The sequence below is a fragment of the Sphingobium sp. RSMS genome, assembly GCF_005406185.4.
Classification (GTDB): domain Bacteria; phylum Pseudomonadota; class Alphaproteobacteria; order Sphingomonadales; family Sphingomonadaceae; genus Sphingobium; species Sphingobium fuliginis.
Window position 1 is genome coordinate 3,427,890 of the sequence record NZ_CM191257.1, and the last position, 20,319, is coordinate 3,448,208.

Genomic DNA, 20,319 nt, shown 5'->3' on the forward strand with positions numbered 1-20,319 from the left:
CAATTGTGACGGGCATGGGCAAAAGCAGCGAAATGTTACAGGAACCGGACAGTAGGGGACGCGATGAGCGAGCGAGCCGATACGGCCGAACCCCGGCCGGACGAATTTGAGGATGTTGCCGCCGAGCAGGTCGAATCCCGCCATGATGAGGATGACCGGCTGAAGGGCGAATTCGTCGATGCCGTTCTGGATGCGGTGGAGGCGGATGACAGGGAACGGGCGCGCGAACTGGTGTCGCCGCTGCACCCGGCCGACATTGCCGACCTTCTGGAACTCACCCCGTCCGAACGGCGCGGGGAGGTGGCGGCCGCGCTGGGCGACCTGGTCGGTGCGGAGGTTCTGTCCGAACTCAACGACTATGTGCGCGACGACCTGCTCGACGCGCTGCTGCCCGAACAGGTGGCGGAGTTCGCCGCCGAACTCGACACCGACGACGCCGTCGCCATCATCGAGGATATGGAGGAGGCCGACCAGCAGGCCGTCCTCGATGCGATGGAGCCGGAGGACCGCGCCGCCATCGAAAGCGCGCTTTCCTATCCCGAGGAGTCCGCCGGCCGCCTGATGCAGCGCGACCTGGTCGCGGTGCCGGAGCATATGACGGTCGGCCAGGTGATCGACTATCTGCGCGACAATCGCGACCTGACGACCGATTTCTGGGAAATCTTCGTCGTGGACGAAGCGCACAAGCCGATCGGCACCTGCCAATTGAGCTGGGTGCTGACCTGCCCGCGCAGCGTCGCCATGGCGGACCTGATGAAGCGCGAACAGACCCTGATCCCGGTCGACATGGACCAGGAGGAGGTCGCGCTGCGCTTTCAGAAATATGCGCTGATCTCCGCCGCGGTGGTGGACGGCAGCGGCCGGCTGGTCGGCATGATCACGGTCGACGACATCGTCCACATCATCTCCGAGGAGGCGGGCGAGGACATACTCCGCCTGTCGGGCGCGGGTGAGGGCGACATCAACCAGCCGATCCTGGAAACCGTGCGCACGCGCCTGCAATGGCTGGTGGTCAATCTGGGCACGGCGATCCTGGCGGCGTCGGTGGTCGGGCTGTTCCAGTCGACCATCTCCAAATATGTGGTGCTCGCCGTGCTGATGCCGATCGTGTCGGGCATGGGCGGCAATGCGGGGACGCAGACCATGGCGGTGGCCGTGCGCGCGCTCGCCACCAACCAGCTCACCAGTTCCAACACCATCCGGCAGATCGTGCGCGAATTCCGCATCGCCAGCGCCAATGGCACCGCGCTCGGCATATTGATCGGCGTCGCGGTGGGCTTCATCTACGGCAATCACGATCTGGGGATCGTTATCGCGCTCGCCATGCTGATCAACAATCTGGTCGCCGGGCTGGCCGGCATATTGGTGCCGGTGACGCTCGACCGGATGAATATCGACCCGGCCGTTTCATCGGCGGTGTTCGTGACGACGATGACCGATGTGATGGGTTTCTTCTCCTTCCTTGGCCTTGCCACGGTCTGGGGTTTGTAATCGGCCAGCCAGCGCCCATCTTCGTGCCATGCCGCTTCACCTGACCAAGATCGCCTTTCGGAGCGAAAGTCCCGCGACGCTGCGCGCCTGGCTGGAAAGCCATGCGGAGGAGGCGCGGCTGACGACGCGCTATCTGCCCAAGCGGGTCGATGAACTGACGGGCGGTTCGCTCTTCTGGATTCATGGGCATCAGCTTGTCGGGCGCAGTCCTCTGCTGGGCTTTCAGGAGACCGGACAGGGCCGTTACTGGATCAGGCTGGAGCCCCGGCTGATCCCGGTGCGCGCATTGCCCAAGCGGGCGCATCAGGGCTGGCGCTATCTGGAAGGCAAGGACGCGCCGCCCGATCTGGGCGAGGGCGAGGCGAACGATCTGGACGCCATGCCGACGCGGTTGCTGGGGGAGTTGTCGAAGCTGGGCTTGCTCTAACGTCTTGCATCATCCTGTTCCTGCTTTCGCAGGAACATAATGGGTCCGCGCAAGACCGGTTCCCACTTTTGCGCACGGTGCTCTAGACCAGCGCCTTCACCCGTTCTCCAATCTCCCCCAACTCCTCTACGAAGCGCTTTCTCTCCTCGGCTTTGCGCGTCTCTTCGGGCACCCGCAGCAAATAGCTGGGATGCACCGTGATCCAGCCCTGCGCGCCGCCCTCCAGCGCCAGTGGCGCGCCACGGACCCGGCTGATCGTCACCGCCTTCCCCAGCAGCGCGCGCCCCGCCGTGGCGCCCAGCGCGACGATGATCCGGGGGCGGACCAGCTCCAGCTCCTGCGTCAGCCACCAGCGGCAGGCCTGGATTTCCGGCGTTTCCGGCGTCTGGTGTATGCGCCGCTTGCCTCGGCGCTCATGCTTGAAATGCTTGACGGCGTTGGTGATGTAGGCGCGCCGGCGGTCGATCCCGGCCTCTTCCAGCGCGCGGTCGAACAATTGCCCGGCCGGCCCGACGAAGGGGCGCCCGGCCAGATCCTCCTGATCGCCCGGCTGTTCCCCGATGAACATCAGCGGTGCATCGACCGGCCCCTCCCCGAACACCGTCTGCGTCGTGTCGCGGTAGAGCGGGCAGCGGGTGCAGCCCCTCGCCTCCTCGCGCAGCGCGCTCCAGGCCGTGGCCGCGTTCCCCCGGCGGGCGGCGGGTTTGGGTGGGGTCGCGATCATGGCCGCCTCCCTTGTCTGGGCGCCCGCCACCAGTTCGGGAATGAGCGCGGCCTCTGGCAGGTTGCGCCAATATTTCCGGGGCATTTCGGACAGCATCGCGCCGACCTTGAGCCGTGCCGGATTGAAGATCGCCGCATAATAGCCCTTCCAGATGTCCTCGACGGGATCGTCGCCCGGCGCATCCCTGCGCGTGGCGCCCGGTCCCTCGGTCAACGCCTCGCCGTCCCAATGGATGCTGAGTTCGGGCGTCAGGATCGACCAGCGCATCGAGGCGAAGCGCCGCACGAAGAATCCGGCATTGGCGCGGACGATATGATGGTCCGGTTCGAACCAGGCGACGAAGCGCGGCCCCTGCGCATCGGCCAGTTCGCGGAAGCGGACGAAGGCGCGCATCTTGTGCATGTCGCGCCGCACGGCCTTGGCCAGCGATTCCACGCGCCGGACCAGTGGATCGGCGCGATCTTCCAGGCTGGCGGGGCGGTCGCGCAACCGGGCGAGCAAGGCGTAGAGCAGGGCGAAACGTTCCGGGTCGCGGTGCAGGATCGCCGTTTCCGCCAGCTCGACAAAGGCGCGCGGGACGGAGAAGGCGGCTCCGCTTGCGACCGGAAGCGGTTCGTCGGCGGCGAAGAGGTCGCCAGCGCCCTCGCCGTCCTGCCAGACGATGTCGGCGGGCGCGATGCCCGCCAGCGTCAAGGCGCGGGCCGCGTCGCGCCAGCCGTCGAAATCATCCGGGCCGTTCAGCCTTGCGCGATACATGGTTCGGCATGGCTGCCCTGGACGTGGCGCGGCGGGCCGGTATCTGGGCCGGTGTCTGGGCCGGGTTCCTGGCTTCGCGGGAACATGGAAGGAGCGCCTTCAGTCATTCGTCTCCGCTTCGGCGCGTTGCAGTTCCGCCGGCTTGCGCCGGGCGAACAGCGCCGCCAGCTTCTGCTCCTCCTCCGCGGTCAGTTCCTTCGCCGCGTCGGGGAACATCTCCTCCTCTTCCTCGTCGATATGGTGGAGGTAGCGCTTCTTGAGCTGGGCGAAGACGCGGTTCCATTCATCGCCGTTGAAGGGGAGGTCTTCCAGTTCCTCCAGATAATCGTCGATCTCCTTATGCTCCGACACGCTGTGCTGGGCATCTTCGCGCAGGTCGGGCCGCGCCAGCATGGTGGCGTAGAGCGTTTCCTCCTCCGCCGCGGCATGGGCGGTCACCTCCACCCGGAACTGTTCGAACAGCTTTTCCAGCCGATCCGGCTCGTCCTTCGCATCGGCCATCTTGTCGAATAGCTGCCGATGGGCGTCATGATCCTGCTTCAACCGGTCGAAAATGCTGCTGTCGGCCATGGGGCATGCTCCTTCTCTTGCAGAAGGAACAACGATGGACTGCGGCTTTGGGTTCAGCCGAACAGTGCGCGAAAGATGATCGCGACGGGAATCCAGAGCAGTCCGCCGACGATGCTGGCGGACCAGAGCTGCACCAGATCGCGGCGGAAGCGAAGATCGAGGCTGTGCGGGGGCAGGCCGCTGCGGTCGAGCAACTCCCAGCGGCGTTCCAGTCCCCGCGCCGCGACGGCAAAGCCGCCGATCGCCACGATGATGCCGAGATGCAGCAGCAGCGATCCGCCCATCCTGGCGACGATGAAGATCTGAAGCAGGCAGAAGATGACGAGAGCGGCGGCCAGATGGGTGCTCATCCGCTGGGCATGGCCCGTGCGGCGGGTTGCGCCATCGTTCCACTTCGTCGCCAAAAATCGGACCCTTTCCTTGCGTCGGACAAGGAAAACATGAACCGCCCGTCCGATCAACGGCAAAATGCGCGCGACTCACGGAAAAAGCTCATATTGTGACGCGGGCGGGGGCGCTATGGGCAGGGTCAGCCGGTCCGCCAGATGCACCGGCCGCCAGTCGGCCGCGACCAGGAAGGGACGCAGCTTGGCGATGCTCTGCGTCAGCCGCGCGACATCGTTCAGCCGCAGCCGCCGGTGGCGGCGGCTGGCGACGATCCGGTCCACGGCCTTCACGCCCAGCCCCGGCACCCGCAGCAACGCTTCGCGCGGGGCGCGGTTGACGTCGACCGGAAAGGAATCCCGATGCCGCAGCGCCCAGGCGAGCTTGGGATCGATGTCGAGCGGCAGGCAGCCGGTGACGGGATCGGTGGCGCTTTCCAGTTCCTGCGCCGAATAGCCGTAGAAGCGCATCATCCAGTCGGATTGGTAGAGCCGATGCTCGCGCATCAGCGGCGGACGCTTCAAGGGCAGCACGCTGCTGGGCGAGGGGATGGGCGAGAAGGCGCTGTAATAGACGCGGCGCAGCCTGTGCCGGCTGTAGAGCGAACTCGCGCGCCGGATGATGGCGCGGTCGTCCGCCTGGTCCGCGCCGACGATCATCTGGGTGGACTGGCCGGCCGGGGCGAAGCGCGGCGCATGGGTGTAGCGGCGGCTGGCGTCCGACCCGTCCTCCATGGCGTCGCGCATCCCCGCCATGGCGCTTTCGATCCGGTCCTTGTCCTTCTCCGGCGCCAGACTGCGCAGGCCCTGCTCGGTGGGCAGTTCGACGTTGATCGACAGCCGGTCGGCATAAAGGCCCGCCTGATGCGCCAGTTCCGGATCGGCGTCGGGAATGGTCTTGAGGTGGATATAGCCGCGGAAATCATGCTCTTCCCGCAGGCTCCGGGCCACCGCCACCATCTGTTCCATCGTGTAATCGGACGAACGGATGATGCCGGAGGAAAGGAACAGCCCCTCAATATAGTTGCGGCGGTAGAAGCTGAGCGTCAGGTCGACCACTTCCCGCACGGTGAAGCGGGCGCGCCGCACGTCGCTGGACCGGCGGTTGATGCAATAATGGCAGTCGAAGATGCAGCTGTTGGTCAGCAGGATCTTGAGCAGCGAAATGCAGCGGCCATCGGGTGCATAGGCATGGCAGATGCCCATGCCCTCGGTCGAGCCGATGCCGCCCTTCCGCCCCGACGCGCTGTCGCGCTTCGCCGTGCCGGACGACGCGCAGGATGCGTCATATTTGGCGGCGTCGGCAAGGATTTCCAGCTTCTGTCGGGTGGAGAGGGTGGCCATGACTGTTCATCATATGTTCCCCGATCTCCCCTGTCCATAATCTCGATCAGTCAGGCTTGCGCGGGATCGGCGTCCAGAACCTGGCGGACCTTCACCGCCAGCTGTCCGAGGGTGAAGGGCTTGGCGAGGAAGGAGACCCCGGGGTCGAGCATGCCGTTGTGGACGATGGCGTTGCGGGTGTAGCCCGTGGTGTAGAGGATCTTGAGGCCGGGATGGCTTGCCCGCGCCCGGTCGGCCAGCACGCGCCCGTTGATGCCGGGCATGACGACGTCGGTGAACAGCATGTCGATGCGCGGCTGGATCGTCAGCATCTCCAGCGCCTGTTCGCCGTCGGAGGCCTGGACGATGGTGTAGCCCAGCTCGCGCAGCGAATCGACGGACATGTGTCGGACGCGTTCCTCGTCCTCCACCACCAGGATGATCTCTTCCCCCCGGGCGCGGGGCAGTTCGGCAGGCGCCGCCATCAGGGTGCCGGCGGCCGGTTCGGGCCCGTAATGGCGCGGCAGGTAGATCTTGATGACCGTGCCCTCGCCCGGTTCGGAATAGATTTTCACATGGCCGCGCGACTGCTTGATGAAGCCGAAGACCTGGCTGAGGCCGAGGCCGGTGCCCTTCCCCACGCCCTTGGTCGTGAAGAAGGGGTCGAAGGCGCGCTCCACCACCTCGGGCGGCATGCCGGTGCCGCTGTCGGTGACGGATACCATCACATATTGGCCGGCCGCGACATCGCCATGGATCGCGGCATAGGCGTCGTCGAGATGGGCATTGGCCGTCTCGATCGTCAGCCGGCCGCCCATGGGCATGGCGTCGCGCGAATTGACGCAGAGGTTGATGATGGCCGATTCGAGCTGGCTGGCGTCGATGCTGGCCCGCCACAACCCGCCCGCCAGCACGGTTTCCACCCGGATGCTCTCCCCGATGGTGCGGCGCAGCAGTTCCGACATGCCGCCGACCAGCTTGTTGACGTCGGTCGGCTGCGGGTCGAGCGGCTGCTGGCGGGAAAAGGCGAGCAGCCGGGCGGTAAGCTGGGCGGCGCGCTGCGCCCCTTCGGTCGCATTGTCGATGCCCCTGACGACCCGGGTGTCGGCGTCCGGCGCCAGCCGCCGCCGGACGATGTCCAGCGAGCCGATGACGATGGCGAGCATATTGTTGAAGTCATGGGCGATGCCGCCGGTCAGTTGGCCGATCGATTCCATCTTCTGCATCTGGCGCAATTGCCCCTCGGCCGTTTCGCGGTCCCGCGCCTCGCTCATCAGGCGCCGGTTGATGTCGGCCAGCGCCTGCTGGCTTTCGGTGGCCTCGGCCACGCGGCGATAGGCGGTGCGCAGCGCCACCGCGCCCAACAGGGTGATCAGCACGGCGGACACCGCAAGCCCGGCCGAAACCATGGTGCTGAGGCGGTTGTCATTGGCGGTCCGGCCCTTCAGCAGCTGCGCTTCCCGCGCCCGCATCGTCGCGACCAGCGCGCGGATGCGGGCCATCGTCACCATGCCCGCATCGAAGTCGCCCGCCGGCACGACCTCGCCCCGCCGCCGCCTTTCTATGCCCGTGCGCATCAGGAACAGGCGGTCGTCGAGCAACTCCTCCAGCTCCTCCACCGATCGGGCCTGCGGGGGATTGTCGCGCACCTCCATGCGCAGGGCGGCCAGTTCCTGCCGCCACTGGCCGCGGAAGACCTCATAGGGGCCGAGGAAGGAATCCTTGCGCGTCAGCATGAAGCCGCGCTGCGCGCTTTCGGCTTCCTGCGCGTGGAGCAGCAGCGCGGAAAGCTGGTTCTCGACGCGCAATGTGTGCTGAACCCAGATGTTGACCCGCTGCTGCACCGCATAGAGCCAATAGGTGCTGCCGAACGCCAACCCGACGATCAGCAAGGCCAACAGCAGCAAGAAGATCGACCGTTCGGGGCGGATCGCGGGCATGGGGTGGAACATGCGAAAATATGGCGCGGGGAGCAAGCGGCGATAGGCTGTTGTAATCAGGTGAGGTCTGGCAGGCCTGCCTGGCTGGGCCACCCTTGGCGGGCCCGCCCCTCCTGAAGGAAGAAGCCGTGGTCGAAACCGTCTAGAGCGAATCGACATTCAGCCCTGACGGCCTGCAAATAACGCTTTTCCGTGCTTCCGGTGCTCACCTACTTTGCGTAGGCTGCGCTCCGGGTCACGGAAAACCGCCATTTTCGGCTCGTCATCATCTGAATGTCGATTGGCTCTAGTCCCGCCAGCTCGAATCGATCCGGTCGATCTTGCGCACCATCGCTTCGAAATCGGGCACGCCCGGGCCGAGCGGCAATTGCACGCCGCTGAGGTCGCGCTGGTGCACGGCGATGACCTCCGGCGGGATGTCGACCGGCGTTCCGGCGGCGCCGGTCGCGACCTGGATTTCGCAGGCGCGCTGGAGCATCCACTGGATCAGGAAGGCTTCCGGCAGAGATTGCGCCATGACCAGCGTGCCGTGGTTGCGCAGCATCATGATCCGCCGCTCGCCCAGATGGGCGATCAGCCGTTCCCCTTCCTCCGCCCGGATCGTGACGCCTTCGAAGTCATGATAGGCGATTCGGCCGATGAAGGCCGCGGCGTAGAAATTGGTCGGCGTCAGCCCCTCCCGCGTGGCGCTGACGGCCATGCCGGCGGTGGTGTGGGTGTGGATGATGCAATGCGCGTCGGGCAGGTGGCGGTGGAAGACGCTGTGCTGGGTGAAGCCGGCGCGGTTCACCGGATAGGGGCTGCCGTCCAGCACATGGCCGTCCATGTCGATCTTGACGAGGTTCGACGCCGTCACCTCTCCATAGAGCAGGCCGAAGGGATTGATGAGGAAGGCGTTCTCCTCGTCCGGCACGCGCAGGGTGATGTGGTTGTAGATCAGCTCCGACCAGCCGAGATGGTCGAAAATGCGGTAACAGGCGGCGAGTTGCTGGCGCGCGGCCCATTCCGTGGCCGACATGTCGGGGCGCTGGCCCGTGGTCCTGGCGGCAGTTGCCATGGCGATCCTCCTCCTTGTTTATGGGGCGACTATCTGCCTGTCCCGCGCCCCTGTCGAGAAAAACGGCTTTTGGGTTGAATTTGCGCGACTCTGCTGGTAGGGCGCGCCCCACACGGCGCAGGGTGACCTGCGGCGACTCACCGCTATTTCATTCGGGCGGCCCGTCGGGAAGGGTTATGTTTCCTGGCGATCCGTCCGTTTTCGACTGGAGTTTGACTGGCTTATGCAAATCATCGTTCGCGACAACAATGTCGACCAGGCCCTGCGCGCGCTCAAGAAGAAGCTGCAGCGCGAGGGCGTGTATCGCGAGATGAAGCTGCGCCGTCACTATGAGAAGCCGTCCGAAAAGCGCGCGCGCGAAAAGGCTGCCGCCGTTCGCCGCGCCCGCAAGCTGGAGCGCAAGCGCGCCGAGCGCGACGGCGTCCGTTAAGGACCGCCTTTGTCGGGACGGTCGACCGATCGTCCCGTCCCTCTGCTGACAGAAAACATCACCCGCACCAATTTGCGAGGCTTAAGCCATGTCGACCACGGCCGTTCCCCTTCATCCTATCGCCAAGGGGTCGCTGACGCGGCTCTGGGTGGGTGTCGCCGTGGTGGCGCTGGCGGCCGGTGGCCTGGCCTGGGCCGGGCAGCAGGGCGTGAAGCCTTCGCCCGCCAGCTTCCTGGCGCATAATGGCGGCGAAGAGGGCGTGGTGACGACCGAATCGGGCCTGCAGTTCAAGGTGCTGGAGGAAGGCGCCGGTCCCAGCCCGACGCCCGCCGACGTGGCGCTGGTAGGCTATAAGGGCACGCTGCTCGACGGTACGGTGTTCGACGAGAATCCGCAGACCGCCATGCCGGTGGACGGCGTGGTTCCCGGCTTCTCCGAAGGCCTGCAGAAGATGAAGAAGGGCGGCAAGTACCGCCTGTGGATTCCGCCGCAGCTTGGCTATGGCGAGCAGGCGGCGGGGCCGATCCCGGCCAATTCCGTGCTGGTGTTCGACGTCCAGTTGCATGACTTCAAATCCAAGGCGGACATCATGCGCATGCAGCAGATGATGCAGCAGCAGGGCGGAATGCCGCAGGGCGTGCCGGGCCAATAAGGTCGGCAACAGTCGAAAAGCGAAAAAGGGGCCGGGATTTTCCCGGCCCTTTTTCGTGGCGGATTTGCCTTGTCCATCTGCAACCCGCTGCTGCGGAGACGGGAGCCCGGTTCCGGCCGTGCCATGATCCGCTAATGGCGGGATTAGGCGCGGCGACCATCTATCCTGCGACCGGAACCGCCGCGCTCCTGTCATTCTCCGCCTCCAGCGCTTTCGACCGCTCCTCCAGATAGACCTTGATCATCGCGACGATGGGGTCGGCGAGGAACAGTCCCATGATCCCGAACAGCGCGCCGAAGAGGATTTGCGCCGCAAGGACGAGCGCGGGCGCCAGATCGGTGGCGCGTTTGGCCACCATGGGCACGATCAAGTAGCCGTCGACGATCTGCACCACCAGATAGACCCCGAAAGCGTAGAGCCCCGCATCCACGCCGGCGGAAAAGCCGACCAGCACGATCAGCACGCCCGATATGATCGACCCGATATTGGGCAGGAAGGCGAACAGCCCGGTCAATATGCCCAGCAGCCCCGCCATCGGCACGCCGCCCGCCCAGAGCAGCAGCCAGGTGCCCACCCCCTCCACCGCCATGCCGATCAGCCGGCCGAACATCAGCCGCCGCAAGGTCCAGCCCATCCTGTCGGCAATGGCGTAGAAGCGGCCGCGCTTGTCCATCGGCAGCATCCAGGCGACGCCGCGCTCGTAGAGCTTGGGCTCGATCGCGATGAAGATGGCGAGCACCAGCATCATCACGCCGCTGGTGATTGCGCCGACCATGGTGCCGACCGCCGCCGTCACCCGGCCGAGCGAACTCATCGCCTGCTGCGCCAGGCTCTTGAAATCCTCCGGCGTGGTGGTGACGCCCAGTTGCTGGAGCCACTGGCCGATGCGGTTGACCTGCGTTTCCACGATGACCCGCATCGCCTGCGCCTGCGCCGCCAGGCTCGAACCGGTCAGATAGAAGGTATAGACCAGGAAGGCGAGGGCGGCGATCAGCACGATGGCCAGCCGCCAGCCGCGTCCGATGGGCAGCACCCGGCCCAGCAGCCGCGTACCGCCGTCCATCATCGTCGTCAGCACCAGCGCGCCCATGATCAGCATGATGGGCTGCGCCAGCAGGACGAGCAGGGCGATGGCGATGCCGATGGCGAACCACACGCCGGCCCGCTTGATCTCATGCTGGACCAGCGGGCTGCGCAACTCGCTGGGGCCGGGTTCCTCTATGTGGATTTTCGTCCCGCTCAACCCAAGCCCCTATCGTGAAATGCTTATTTCGGCGGGGTAACGCTCGCCGGGCGCAGGCTGTTCCCCGCGCGGCCACCGCGGAAGGCATGGAGCCAGCTCAGCGGGTTCCAGGATGCATCGCCGTCGAGCGAGAAGGTGATGAATTCCGCCCGCCCGCCAATGGCTTCCCACGGCACCGGCCCGCCCAGTCCGTTCTCCTCCAGCGGTGCGCGGCTGTCGGCGCTGTTGTCGCGATTGTCGCCCATCAGGAAAACGTGATTCGCCGGAATCCGCACAGGCCCGTACCAGTCGAGCGTGCTTGGCCCCATGTCGATGGTGACGTAGCTCCTGCCATTGGGCAGCACCTCCTGCCGCACCGGCAGTTCGCACCAGCTCTTGCCGTTGGAGTCCGTCACCAGCGCGCCGGGAAATTGCATGGGCGGGCAGGGGGCGTTGCCGTCCACGGGAATGCGGATGGGCTTCAGCACCCTTTGCGGCACGGGCACGCCGTTCAGCACGACCTGGCCCCCGCGCACCTCCAATATGTCGCCGGGCAGGCCGATGACCCGCTTGATATAATCCTCCCGCTTGTTCTGCGGAGAGACGATGACGATGTCGCCCCGCTCCGGCAGGCGCCCGAAGATCCGGCCTTTCAGGAAGGGCAGCGGGTGGAAGCTGGGGGAGACATAGGACCAGCCATAGGGATATTTGCTGACCACCAGCCGGTCGCCCTTCAACAGCACCGGCATCATCGATTCGCTGGGAATGTAGAAGGGTTTGGCGACGAAGCTGTGGAAGGCCAGCACCGCCAGGATCAGCAGGGCGATGCTCTTCGCCTCGTGCCACCAGTCGAGGGATGCCTTTTCCGGTTCGGAAGCCGGGCTGGGCTGTTCGGACGGGGCGGATTCGTTTTCGGTCATGTCGGCTGCCGTCATGGGAGGATTTCCGGCTGGAGAGGTGCGACGCTTATAACGGCAGGGCTTCGATAATCACAAAGGCCTGCGCCCATGGATGATCGTCGGTGAGCGTCAGGTGAACGATCGGCCGATGCCCGGCGGGAACCAGCGATTCCAGCCGGGCGAGCGCCCCGCCGGTCAGGTGCAGCGTCGGCGCGCCGCTGGGGCCGTTGACGACGCCGATGTCCTTCATGAACACGCCGCGGTTGAAGCCGGTGCCGACCGCTTTCGAAAAAGCCTCCTTGGCGGCGAAGCGCTTGGCGAGCGTGCCCGCCCTGGTGAAGGGGCGGCGGTTGGCCTTGGCCCGCTCCACATCGGTGAACACGCGATTCTCGAACCGCTCGCCGAAGCGGTCGAGCGAATTCTGGATCCGCTCGATATTGCAGAGGTCGGAGCCGAGGCCGACGATCAACGGGCCAGATCCATCTGTCGGCGCATTTCGCGGATGCTGCTCTCCAGCCCGCCGAAGATCGCTTCCCCGATCAGGAAATGGCCGATGTTGAGTTCGGCGACCTGGGGGATCGCCGCGACCGGCCCGACATTGTCGAAGGTCAGGCCATGGCCGGCATGGGGTTCGATGCCGTTCTTCGCCGCCAGCGCCGCCGCATCGGCCAGCCTGCGCAGTTCCTCCGCCCGTTCGGAACCCTCCAGATGCGCGTAGCGGCCGGTGTGCAGCTCGATCACCGGCGCGCCCAGGCGCATGGCCGCCTCGATCTGCGCGGCATCGGGCTCGATGAAGAGGCTGACGCGCACGCCGGCCTTGCCCAGCGCATCGACGATCGGGCCGAGAGCGTCGATCTGCCCGGCTGCGTCCAGCCCGCCTTCGGTGGTGCGCTCCTCCCGCTTTTCCGGCACGATGCAGGCGGCATGCGGCCGATGCCGGAGCGCGATACCCAGCATTTCCTGCGTCGCCGCCATTTCCAGGTTCAGCGGCACGGTGAGCGCCGCCATCAGCGTGGCGATGTCCTCGTCGCGAATATGCCGCCGGTCCTCGCGCAGATGGGCGGTGATGCCGTCGGCGCCCGCCTTGGCCGCCAGCAGCGCGGCCTTGACGGGATCGGGATGCGTTCCCCCGCGCGCGTTGCGGATGGTCGCCACATGATCGATGTTGACGCCCAGGCGCAGATGAGCGGGGGTTCGGGACATGGGCTACTGCTTCCGGCTGCCGGGCTTGATCGCCGGGATCGCCGCCAGTTCGGGCGGGACCTGATCGGCATCGTAGACCGGGAAGTTGATGCTGACGAGCGGATAGAAGGGCACGCCCAGCTCCACCTCTCCGGCGGAACGGTCGACCAGCGCGGCTTCCGCTATGACGATGCCGCCCTCCGCCTCGACCGCCTCTATCGCCTGGCGGGAGGAGAGGCCGGTGGTGACGACGTCCTCCACCATCAGCACCTTCTGCCCCGGCGCGATGGCGAAGCCGCGGCGCAGTTCGAACGTGCCTTCGGGGCGTTCCAGGAATACGGCATCCTTGTCGAGCGCGCGGCCGATTTCATGGCCGATGATGAGGCCGCCCATGGCAGGGGAGACCACCAGGTCGATTTCCTGCCGCAGTTCGCGCGGCAGCTTCTGCACCGTGGCGCGCGCCAGCCGCCCTGCGCGTTCCGCGTTCATCAGCACGCGCGCGCACTGCAGGTAATTGGCGCTGCGGCGGCCCGAGGACAGAATGAAATGCCCCTCCAGCAACGCGCCCGCAGCCCTGAATTCCGCTAATACTTCCTCGTCGGTCATCCGTGTCTTCGATCCATGGCTTACCCTTCATGGGTCGCCCCATGATCGCGCCCCTGTGCGCGGAGAGCGAGATAGGCTCACCAACTAGGCGTTGCAACAGCGAAGAAAATCTGGTTGTGGAAGCTTGAGGCGTAAAAAAAGATGCTTATAAGCCGCGGCAGACCGATACGGGCGGGGGGGACGTGTATGCGTGTGTCTTCGTTGCAGCGGCGCCAAGGGGTTACGGGGTAAGAAGACGCTTATGAACAAGGTGAAATCGCTCGTTCTCGCCGGGTTGTTGGCCTTTGCGCCCACGCTCGCCATGAACGGTCCGGCACTGGCCCAGGACAATGCCGCCGTCGCGGCTCCAGCCGCCGGGAACGAAGCCGCGGCCGCTGATTCGGCCGGCAATGCAGCGGCGCCCGCCGCGGATGCCGCGCCCGCGGCGAAGGTGGCCGCGCCGCCCCGGATGAAGCCCACTCCGGGCATAGGCATGCCGATGCCGGGCGAAATCACCCTCCAGAAGCAGTTCTCGCCCACCGGGCACACGGCGCGCTGGCTGCATGACGTGATGCTGGTGCCGATCATCACCATCATCTCGATCTTCGTCCTGGTCCTGATGCTCTATGTGATGGTCCGGTTCCGCCGCAGCGCCAATCCGACGCCGTCCAAGACATCGCACAATACGGTGATCGAGGTGATCTGGACCGTGGTGCCGGTCGTGATCCTGCTGGCCATCGCCGTGCCGTCGATCGGCCTGCTGGCGGACCAGTACAAGCCCGCCCCCAAGGATGCGCTGACCGTCAAGGTCACCGGCTATCAATGGTATTGGGGCTATGAATATCCCGACAACGGCATTCCGGAATTCGTTTCGAACATGCTGCCCAAGGACAAGGCGGAGGCGAATGGCGAGCCCTATCTGCTGGCGCCCGACAATCGTCTGGTCCTGCCGGTCGGCCGCCCGATCAAGCTGATCATCACCGGCGCCGACGTGATCCACAGCTTCGCGGTCCCCTCGCTCTGGGTGAAGATGGACGCGGTGCCGGGCCGCCTGAATGAGAAGAGCTTCACCATCGAGAAGCCGGGCGTCTATTACGGCCAGTGTTCCGAGCTTTGCGGCGCGCGCCACGGCTTCATGCCGATCGCGATCGAGGCGCTGGAGCCCGCGCAGTTCGACCAGTGGCTGCTGTCGCAGGGCGGCACGCTGAAGGCCGCCGCACCCGCGGCCACGGCCGAAGCCGCCGCGCCCGCCGCCGCTCCTGCCGCCAAGCTTTGATGTAAGGGCATAGACGCCATGACCACCATTACCGCAGATCATCACGGCGATCATGCTCATGAGCATCATGACGCCGACCACAAGCCGGCCTTCTTCCAGCGTTGGTTCATGTCGACCAACCATAAGGACATCGGCACGCTCTACCTGATCTTCGCGATCATCGCCGGCATCATCGGCGGCGCGATTTCCGGCCTGATGCGCGCCGAACTGGCGCAGCCGGGCATCCAGTATCTCCAGACCTGGGCGCAGTTCAGCGACGGTCCCGAAGCGACGCTGGACCAGGCCTATCACCTGTGGAACGTGCTGATCACCGCCCATGGCCTCATCATGGTCTTCTTCATGGTGATGCCCGCGATGATCGGCGGCTTCGGCAACTGGTTCGTGCCGATCATGATCGGCGCGCCGGACATGGCGTTCCCGCGGATGAACAATATCAGCTTCTGGCTGCTCATCCCCGCCTTCGTCCTGCTCCTCGGCTCGACCTTCGTGCCCGGCGGCACCGGAAACGGCGCGGGCACCGGCTGGACGGTCTATGCGCCGCTCTCCACCAGCGGCTCGGCGGGGCCCGCGGTCGACATGGCGATCCTGTCGCTGCACATCGCGGGCGCCAGCTCGATCCTGGGCGCGATCAACTTCATCACGACCATCCTCAACATGCGCGCGCCGGGCATGACCCTGCACAAGATGCCGCTGTTCGTCTGGTCGGTGCTGGTCACCGCCTTCCTGCTGCTGCTCGCGCTTCCCGTGCTTGCCGCCGCGATCACCATGCTGCTGACCGACCGTAATTTCGGCACCACCTTCTACGATGCCGCCGGCGGCGGCGATCCGGAACTGTACCAGCATCTCTTCTGGTTCTTCGGCCACCCCGAAGTGTACATCATGATCCTGCCGGGCTTCGGCATCATCAGCCAGATCGTCTCGACCTTCAGCCGCAAGCCGGTCTTCGGCTATCTCGGCATGGCCTACGCCATGGTCGCGATCGGCGTCGTCGGTTTCGTCGTCTGGGCGCACCACATGTTCACCACCGGCATGTCGGTCAACGTGAAGATGTACTTCACCGCCGCCACCATGGTGATCGCGGTGCCGACCGGCATCAAGATCTTCTCCTGGATCGCGACGATCTGGGGCGGGTCGATCAGCTACAAGACCCCGATGGTCTGGGCCCTGGGCTTCATCTTCCTGTTCACCGTGGGTGGCGTCACCGGCGTGGTGCTGGCCAATGGCGGCGTGGACGACGTGCTGCACGACACCTATTATGTGGTGGCGCATTTCCACTATGTGCTGTCGCTGGGCGCGGTGTTCGGGCTGTTCGCCGGCTTCTACTACTGGTTCCCGAAGATGTCGGGCCGGATGTACAATGAATTCCTCGGCCATCTGCACTTCTGGGTGTTCTTCGTCGGCGTGAACATGCTGTTCTTCCCGATGCACTTCCTCGGCCTGTCGGGCATGCCGCGCCGCTATCCCGATTATCCGGAAGCCTTCGCCTATTGGAACAAGGTCGCCAGCCACGGCTATGAGATCATGGCGGCCGGCATGCTGATCTTCTTCGTCAACCTTGTCTGGTCGCTGGTCGCCGGCAAGAAGGCGGAGGGCAATCCGTGGGGCGAAGGCGCCACGACGCTGGAATGGACCCTGTCCAGCCCGCCGCCCTTCCACCAGTTCGAGACGCTGCCGGTCATCGACTGACCGCAGGCAAGGGCGTTCCGGTTTGCCGGGACGCCCGGATTGGCGTAAAGGCCGCCAATTCCGGAATCAGGGCGATCCCGGCGCGGCCGTCGCGCCGGGTTGCCGCATGAGGAGATTATGGCAAGCACGCCGATCATGACCGAAGGTTCGGCTCCTGTGATTCCCGCGCACTGGCGGGACTTCGTCGCGCTGACCAAGCCCAGGGTGATGACGCTGGTCGTCTTTACCGGGCTGTGCGGTCTGCTCGCGGCGCCGGGGCATATCCACCCGGTTCTGGCCTTCACGGCGATTCTCTGCATCGCGCTGGGCGCGGGCGCCGCGGCGACGCTCAACCAGTGGTATGAAGCCGACATCGACGCGAAGATGAAGCGCACGGCCAACCGGCCGCTGCCGGCCGGGCGGATGGACCGCCAGTCCGCGCTGCATTTCGGTGTCGGGCTCTCCTTCTTCTCGGTCCTGCTGATGGGCGTCGCGACCAACTGGCTGGCGGCGGCGGTGCTGACCGTGTCGATCCTCTTCTACGTCTTCGTCTACACCATCTGGCTCAAGCCCAGGACGGCGCAGAACATCGTCATCGGCGGCGCGGCGGGCGCCTTCCCCCCCGTCATCGGCTGGGCGGCGGTGACGGGCGACATCGGCGCCCTGCCGGTTGCGCTGTTCATGCTGATCTTCTTCTGGACGCCGCCCCATTTCTGGGCGCTGGCCCTGTTCGTGAAGACGGATTATGCCGCCGCCGGCATTCCCATGTTGCCGGTCGTTTCCGGCGAGGTGGCGACGCGGCGCCAGATCTGGTTCTACACCGCGATCATGGCCGTCGCCGCCATGGCGCCGGTCCTGCTGCGCCTTACCGGGCCCATCTATGGCACCACGGCCCTGCTCGGCACGGCGCTGTTCGTGGCCCTGGCCTTTCAGGTGTTCCGCCGGCGCGAGAGCGATCCCGCGCGCATGACCCCGGAAAAGCGCCTGTTCAAATATTCGGTCCTCTACCTCTTCCTCCTCTTCGGCGCGGTGGTCGTTGACCGCTGGGTGGCCGCATGACCCCCGAGGAAGACCAGCAGGTCCGCGCGCGGCAGAAATCCCGCGCCATCGTGACGGGCGTGCTGCTGGGGGCGCTGGTCATCCTTTTCTACGCGATCACCATCGCCAAGATCGGCGGCGGCCAGTGATGGCGAGCCTGCCGCCATCGCCTTTCGACCGAGACCGCCGCAACCGGCGGACCATGATCGGCATGGCGGGCGTCGGTCTCGCCATGCTGGGCCTGGGTTTCGCTTCCGTGCCGCTCTACCGCATGTTCTGCGAGCAGACCGGCTTCGGCGGCACCACGCAGCGGGCGGCCGCCGATGTGCAGGTCAGGGAAGCGGTGGGCCACCGCATGTCGATCCGCTTCGATTCCAATGTGGCGCCGGGCATGCCGTGGCAGTTCCATCCCGAACGCCGCACCCAGACCGTGACGGTCGGCGCGCGCAACATGGCGATCTTCGTGGCGAAGAACATGTCGGACAAGCCGGTGACGGGGACCGCGAGCTTCAACGTCACGCCGCTCCAGGCGGGCGCCTATTTCACCAAGATCCAGTGCTTCTGCTTCACCCAGCAAACGCTGCAGCCGGGGGAGCAGGTGCGCATGCCGGTGATCTATTATGTCGACCCGAAGATATTGACGGACGCCGACAATAAGGACACGCAGGAAATCACGCTCAGCTACACCTTCTATCCTGTTGAGCAGGACAAGAAGCCAAGCTAAGGCACAATCATAACGCGAACGGGGATGAGAAACGTCATGGCAGGCGCCAAGAACCACGATTATCATATTCTTCCGCCCAGCATCTGGCCCTTTTTCGGCTCCATGTCGGCGCTGGTCATGGCTTTCGGCGCGATCATGTGGATGCATCCCGATGCGCTGCCCGCCGGCGGCGGCTGGGTGTTCCTGATCGGCGTCGCGGGCGTGCTGTTCACCATGTACAGCTGGTGGGCCAATGTCATCGCGGAGGCGCATGCGGGCGATCATACGCCGGTGGTGCAGCTTCACCTGCGCTACGGCATGATCCTGTTCATCGCGTCGGAAGTCATGTTCTTCGTGGGCTGGTTCTGGTCCTTCTTCGACTTCTCGCTCTTCCCCAGCCAGTTGGCGCCGATCGAGGGCCTGTTCCCGTCGAAGGGCATCGAGGTGATGAACGCCTTCGAACTGCCGCTGCTCAACACGCTGATCCTGCTCTGCTCGGGCACGACCGTCACCTGGGCGCACCATGCGCTGATCCACGGCGACCGCGAGGGGCTGAAGAAGGGGTTGACGCTGACAGTCATCCTGGGTGTCCTCTTCTCCTCCATCCAGGCCTATGAATATGCCCATGCGCCGTTCCCCTTCGGCGGCAGCCCCTATAGCTCCGCCTTCTACATGGCGACGGGGTTCCACGGCTTCCACGTGCTGATCGGCACCATCTTCCTGCTGGTGAACCTGATCCGCGCGCACAGGGGCGACTTCACCTCGCGCCAGCATTTCGGTTTCGAGGCGGCTGCCTGGTACTGGCATTTCGTCGACGTGGTGTGGCTGTTCCTCTTCGTCGCCATCTATGTCTGGGGCGGCTGGGGCGCGCCGGTCCACGGCGGTTGATCCTTCCGCAGATGGATTTGCGAAAGACGGCCGGACCTGTTCCGGCCGTTTTCTTTTTCGGCGGCGGGCATTATGCCTGACCCCATGTCCTCGCCAGATCCCCAATCCCCCATGCCGCAGCCGCTGTTGATTGCTTCAGCCATGGGCGCCTGTCCGCGATGCGGCGCGTCGACGCTGTTCGCGGGGCCCGTTCGCTTTGCCGCTTCGTGCCGGTCCTGTGGGCTGGACTATGGCCAGTTCAATGTCGGGGACGGCCCTGCCGCCTTCCTGACACTGATCATCGGCGCGCTGATGGTGGCGATGGCGCTGATGCTGGAATTGAAGGTCCACCCGCCACTCTGGCTGCACATCCTGCTCTGGACGCCGCTGACCGTCCTGGCCGTGATCGGCAGCCTGCGGGTGGCGAAGGGCGCGCTGCTCATCCTGGAATATCGCAACAAGGCGCGCGAGGGACGGTTGACCGCCGGGAACCGCGAGGCATGAGCCGCCGCCTGCCTCTTGTCCCGACGCTGATCGTCGCGGCGGCGGTGCTGGTGATGATCGGCCTTGGCGTCTGGCAGCTTCAACGCCGGGCGGAGAAGGAGGCGACGCTGAGCCTGGTCGCGGCGAATCCGGCCAAGCCTGCCATCGCCTTTCCCGCCTATCCGCCCGTGCCGCCCGAACTTCTGTTCCGGCGCTCCTCCGCCCACTGCCTTCGCGTCGTTCGTTGGCGCAGCGAAGCCGGGCGGGCCGCCGATGGATCGGTCGGCTACCGCTATATTGCCGAATGCGCGACGGGCATCGAGGGGCCGGGTGTGCTGGTGGCGGCGGGCGTCGCCAGAACGCCGGACGCCAAGCCCCAATGGCAGGGCGGTCAGATGCGCGGCTGGATCGGGGAGGAACCCGATCACCGTTCGCTCCTGTCGCGGATCGGCGGCCAGGCCATGCCCTTGCGGCCCATGCTAATCGCCGGAGAACCGGTGCCGGGTCTCAAGCCGCTGGCGCCGCCCACCGCCGCCGACGTGCCCAACAACCATCTGGCCTATGCCGTGCAATGGTTCTTCTTCGCCGGCATCGCGGCGGTCATCTACCTCCTCGCGTTGCGCAGACGGACGCCGCGACCTTAAAA

General features: G+C 65.7%; 23 protein-coding genes. 12 read left to right on the top strand and 11 right to left on the bottom strand.

What is annotated here, in order from left to right; translation table 11 throughout:
- The first annotated feature begins 63 nt into the window (after positions 1-63).
- Entirely contained in the window at positions 64-1,491 is a 1,428-nt protein-coding gene (gene mgtE / locus EGM87_RS16795) for a magnesium transporter (RefSeq protein WP_025549863.1), read from the top strand.
- Between the two features lie 28 nt (positions 1,492-1,519).
- Positions 1,520-1,918, top strand: a complete 399-nt coding sequence (locus EGM87_RS16800; RefSeq protein ID WP_025549864.1) for a DUF1489 family protein — start codon at positions 1,520-1,522, stop codon at positions 1,916-1,918.
- An 82-nt stretch (positions 1,919-2,000) separates the two neighbouring features.
- On the opposite strand, the gene EGM87_RS16805 is transcribed toward EGM87_RS16800, so the two are convergent.
- The 6 genes from EGM87_RS16805 to EGM87_RS16830 all read right to left on the bottom strand — a co-directional run bounded on the left by EGM87_RS16805 (position 2,001) and on the right by EGM87_RS16830 (position 8,671).
- The gene (locus EGM87_RS16805) at positions 2,001-3,398 is read right to left on the bottom strand and encodes a UdgX family uracil-DNA binding protein (protein ID WP_137709525.1); all 1,398 of its coding nucleotides are present in this window, start codon (positions 3,396-3,398) and stop codon (positions 2,001-2,003) included.
- Positions 3,399-3,497: 99 nt separating this feature from the next.
- Positions 3,498-3,968, bottom strand: coding sequence for a hemerythrin domain-containing protein (locus EGM87_RS16810; RefSeq protein ID WP_025549866.1), 471 nt, complete (start codon positions 3,966-3,968; stop codon positions 3,498-3,500).
- Positions 3,969-4,021: 53 nt separating this feature from the next.
- Positions 4,022-4,372, bottom strand: coding sequence for a hypothetical protein (locus EGM87_RS16815; RefSeq protein ID WP_137709524.1), 351 nt, complete (start codon positions 4,370-4,372; stop codon positions 4,022-4,024).
- A gap of 75 nt (positions 4,373-4,447) precedes the next feature.
- The gene (locus EGM87_RS16820) at positions 4,448-5,695 is read right to left on the bottom strand and encodes a putative DNA modification/repair radical SAM protein (protein ID WP_137709523.1); all 1,248 of its coding nucleotides are present in this window, start codon (positions 5,693-5,695) and stop codon (positions 4,448-4,450) included.
- Between the two features lie 50 nt (positions 5,696-5,745).
- On the bottom strand, positions 5,746-7,614 hold the full coding sequence (locus tag EGM87_RS16825) for a CHASE3 domain-containing protein (RefSeq protein ID WP_137709522.1): 1,869 nt from the start codon (positions 7,612-7,614) through the stop codon (positions 5,746-5,748).
- A gap of 286 nt (positions 7,615-7,900) precedes the next feature.
- Positions 7,901-8,671, bottom strand: coding sequence for a class II aldolase/adducin family protein (locus EGM87_RS16830; RefSeq protein ID WP_137709521.1), 771 nt, complete (start codon positions 8,669-8,671; stop codon positions 7,901-7,903).
- A 223-nt stretch (positions 8,672-8,894) separates the two neighbouring features.
- Here EGM87_RS16830 and rpsU point away from each other — a divergent pair, with 223 nt between their 5' ends.
- Entirely contained in the window at positions 8,895-9,101 is a 207-nt protein-coding gene (gene rpsU / locus EGM87_RS16835) for a 30S ribosomal protein S21 (protein ID WP_004208618.1), read from the top strand.
- Positions 9,102-9,189: 88 nt separating this feature from the next.
- Positions 9,190-9,753 (top strand): FKBP-type peptidyl-prolyl cis-trans isomerase, encoded by a 564-nt coding sequence (locus EGM87_RS16840; protein WP_044661401.1) that lies wholly within the window; start codon positions 9,190-9,192, stop codon positions 9,751-9,753.
- Between the two features lie 160 nt (positions 9,754-9,913).
- Here EGM87_RS16840 and EGM87_RS16845 read toward each other — a convergent pair whose 3' ends face one another.
- Genes EGM87_RS16845 through pyrE form a run of 5 tightly spaced genes read right to left on the bottom strand, consistent with a single transcriptional unit; the run spans position 9,914 to position 13,662 of the window.
- Positions 9,914-10,996: an AI-2E family transporter gene (locus EGM87_RS16845; RefSeq protein ID WP_025551896.1), complete on the bottom strand. Its 1,083-nt coding sequence runs from the start codon at positions 10,994-10,996 to the stop codon at positions 9,914-9,916.
- A 23-nt stretch (positions 10,997-11,019) separates the two neighbouring features.
- Positions 11,020-11,910, bottom strand: coding sequence for a signal peptidase I (lepB, locus tag EGM87_RS16850; RefSeq protein WP_137709520.1), 891 nt, complete (start codon positions 11,908-11,910; stop codon positions 11,020-11,022).
- A 31-nt stretch (positions 11,911-11,941) separates the two neighbouring features.
- Positions 11,942-12,343: a holo-ACP synthase gene (gene acpS, locus EGM87_RS16855; RefSeq protein WP_137709519.1), complete on the bottom strand. Its 402-nt coding sequence runs from the start codon at positions 12,341-12,343 to the stop codon at positions 11,942-11,944.
- Positions 12,340-13,077 (bottom strand): pyridoxine 5'-phosphate synthase, encoded by a 738-nt coding sequence (locus tag EGM87_RS16860; RefSeq protein WP_137709518.1) that lies wholly within the window; start codon positions 13,075-13,077, stop codon positions 12,340-12,342. Before EGM87_RS16860 ends, acpS begins: the two co-directional genes overlap by 4 nt.
- Positions 13,078-13,080: 3 nt before the next feature.
- Positions 13,081-13,662: an orotate phosphoribosyltransferase gene (pyrE, locus tag EGM87_RS16865; protein WP_025551902.1), complete on the bottom strand. Its 582-nt coding sequence runs from the start codon at positions 13,660-13,662 to the stop codon at positions 13,081-13,083.
- Positions 13,663-13,903: 241 nt separating this feature from the next.
- On the opposite strand from pyrE, the gene coxB reads away from it, so the two are divergent.
- The 8 genes from coxB (at position 13,904) to EGM87_RS16905 (ending at position 20,317) form a co-directional block, all read left to right on the top strand.
- Positions 13,904-14,917: a cytochrome c oxidase subunit II gene (coxB, locus tag EGM87_RS16870; RefSeq protein ID WP_025551904.1), complete on the top strand. Its 1,014-nt coding sequence runs from the start codon at positions 13,904-13,906 to the stop codon at positions 14,915-14,917.
- A gap of 18 nt (positions 14,918-14,935) precedes the next feature.
- A complete protein-coding gene (ctaD, locus tag EGM87_RS16875; RefSeq protein WP_044661407.1) occupies positions 14,936-16,603 on the top strand; it encodes a cytochrome c oxidase subunit I in 1,668 nt (555 codons plus the stop codon).
- Positions 16,604-16,720: 117 nt separating this feature from the next.
- Positions 16,721-17,641, top strand: a complete 921-nt coding sequence (locus EGM87_RS16880; protein WP_044661408.1) for a heme o synthase — start codon at positions 16,721-16,723, stop codon at positions 17,639-17,641.
- Complete coding sequence (locus tag EGM87_RS16885; protein ID WP_262857011.1) at positions 17,638-17,769, top strand: cytochrome c oxidase system small membrane protein; 132 nt, start codon at positions 17,638-17,640, stop codon at positions 17,767-17,769. Before EGM87_RS16880 ends, EGM87_RS16885 begins: the two co-directional genes overlap by 4 nt.
- The gene (locus EGM87_RS16890) at positions 17,769-18,344 is read left to right on the top strand and encodes a cytochrome c oxidase assembly protein (protein WP_025549338.1); all 576 of its coding nucleotides are present in this window, start codon (positions 17,769-17,771) and stop codon (positions 18,342-18,344) included. Before EGM87_RS16885 ends, EGM87_RS16890 begins: the two co-directional genes overlap by 1 nt.
- Before the next feature lie 36 nt (positions 18,345-18,380).
- On the top strand, positions 18,381-19,211 hold the full coding sequence (locus tag EGM87_RS16895; protein WP_137709517.1) for a cytochrome c oxidase subunit 3: 831 nt from the start codon (positions 18,381-18,383) through the stop codon (positions 19,209-19,211).
- Positions 19,212-19,295: 84 nt separating this feature from the next.
- The gene (locus EGM87_RS16900) at positions 19,296-19,694 is read left to right on the top strand and encodes a DUF983 domain-containing protein (protein WP_503345417.1); all 399 of its coding nucleotides are present in this window, start codon (positions 19,296-19,298) and stop codon (positions 19,692-19,694) included.
- Positions 19,691-20,317: an SURF1 family protein gene (locus EGM87_RS16905; RefSeq protein WP_137709515.1), complete on the top strand. Its 627-nt coding sequence runs from the start codon at positions 19,691-19,693 to the stop codon at positions 20,315-20,317. The genes EGM87_RS16900 and EGM87_RS16905 overlap by 4 nt, the downstream gene beginning before the upstream one ends.
- The last annotated feature ends 2 nt before the right edge of the window (positions 20,318-20,319 follow it).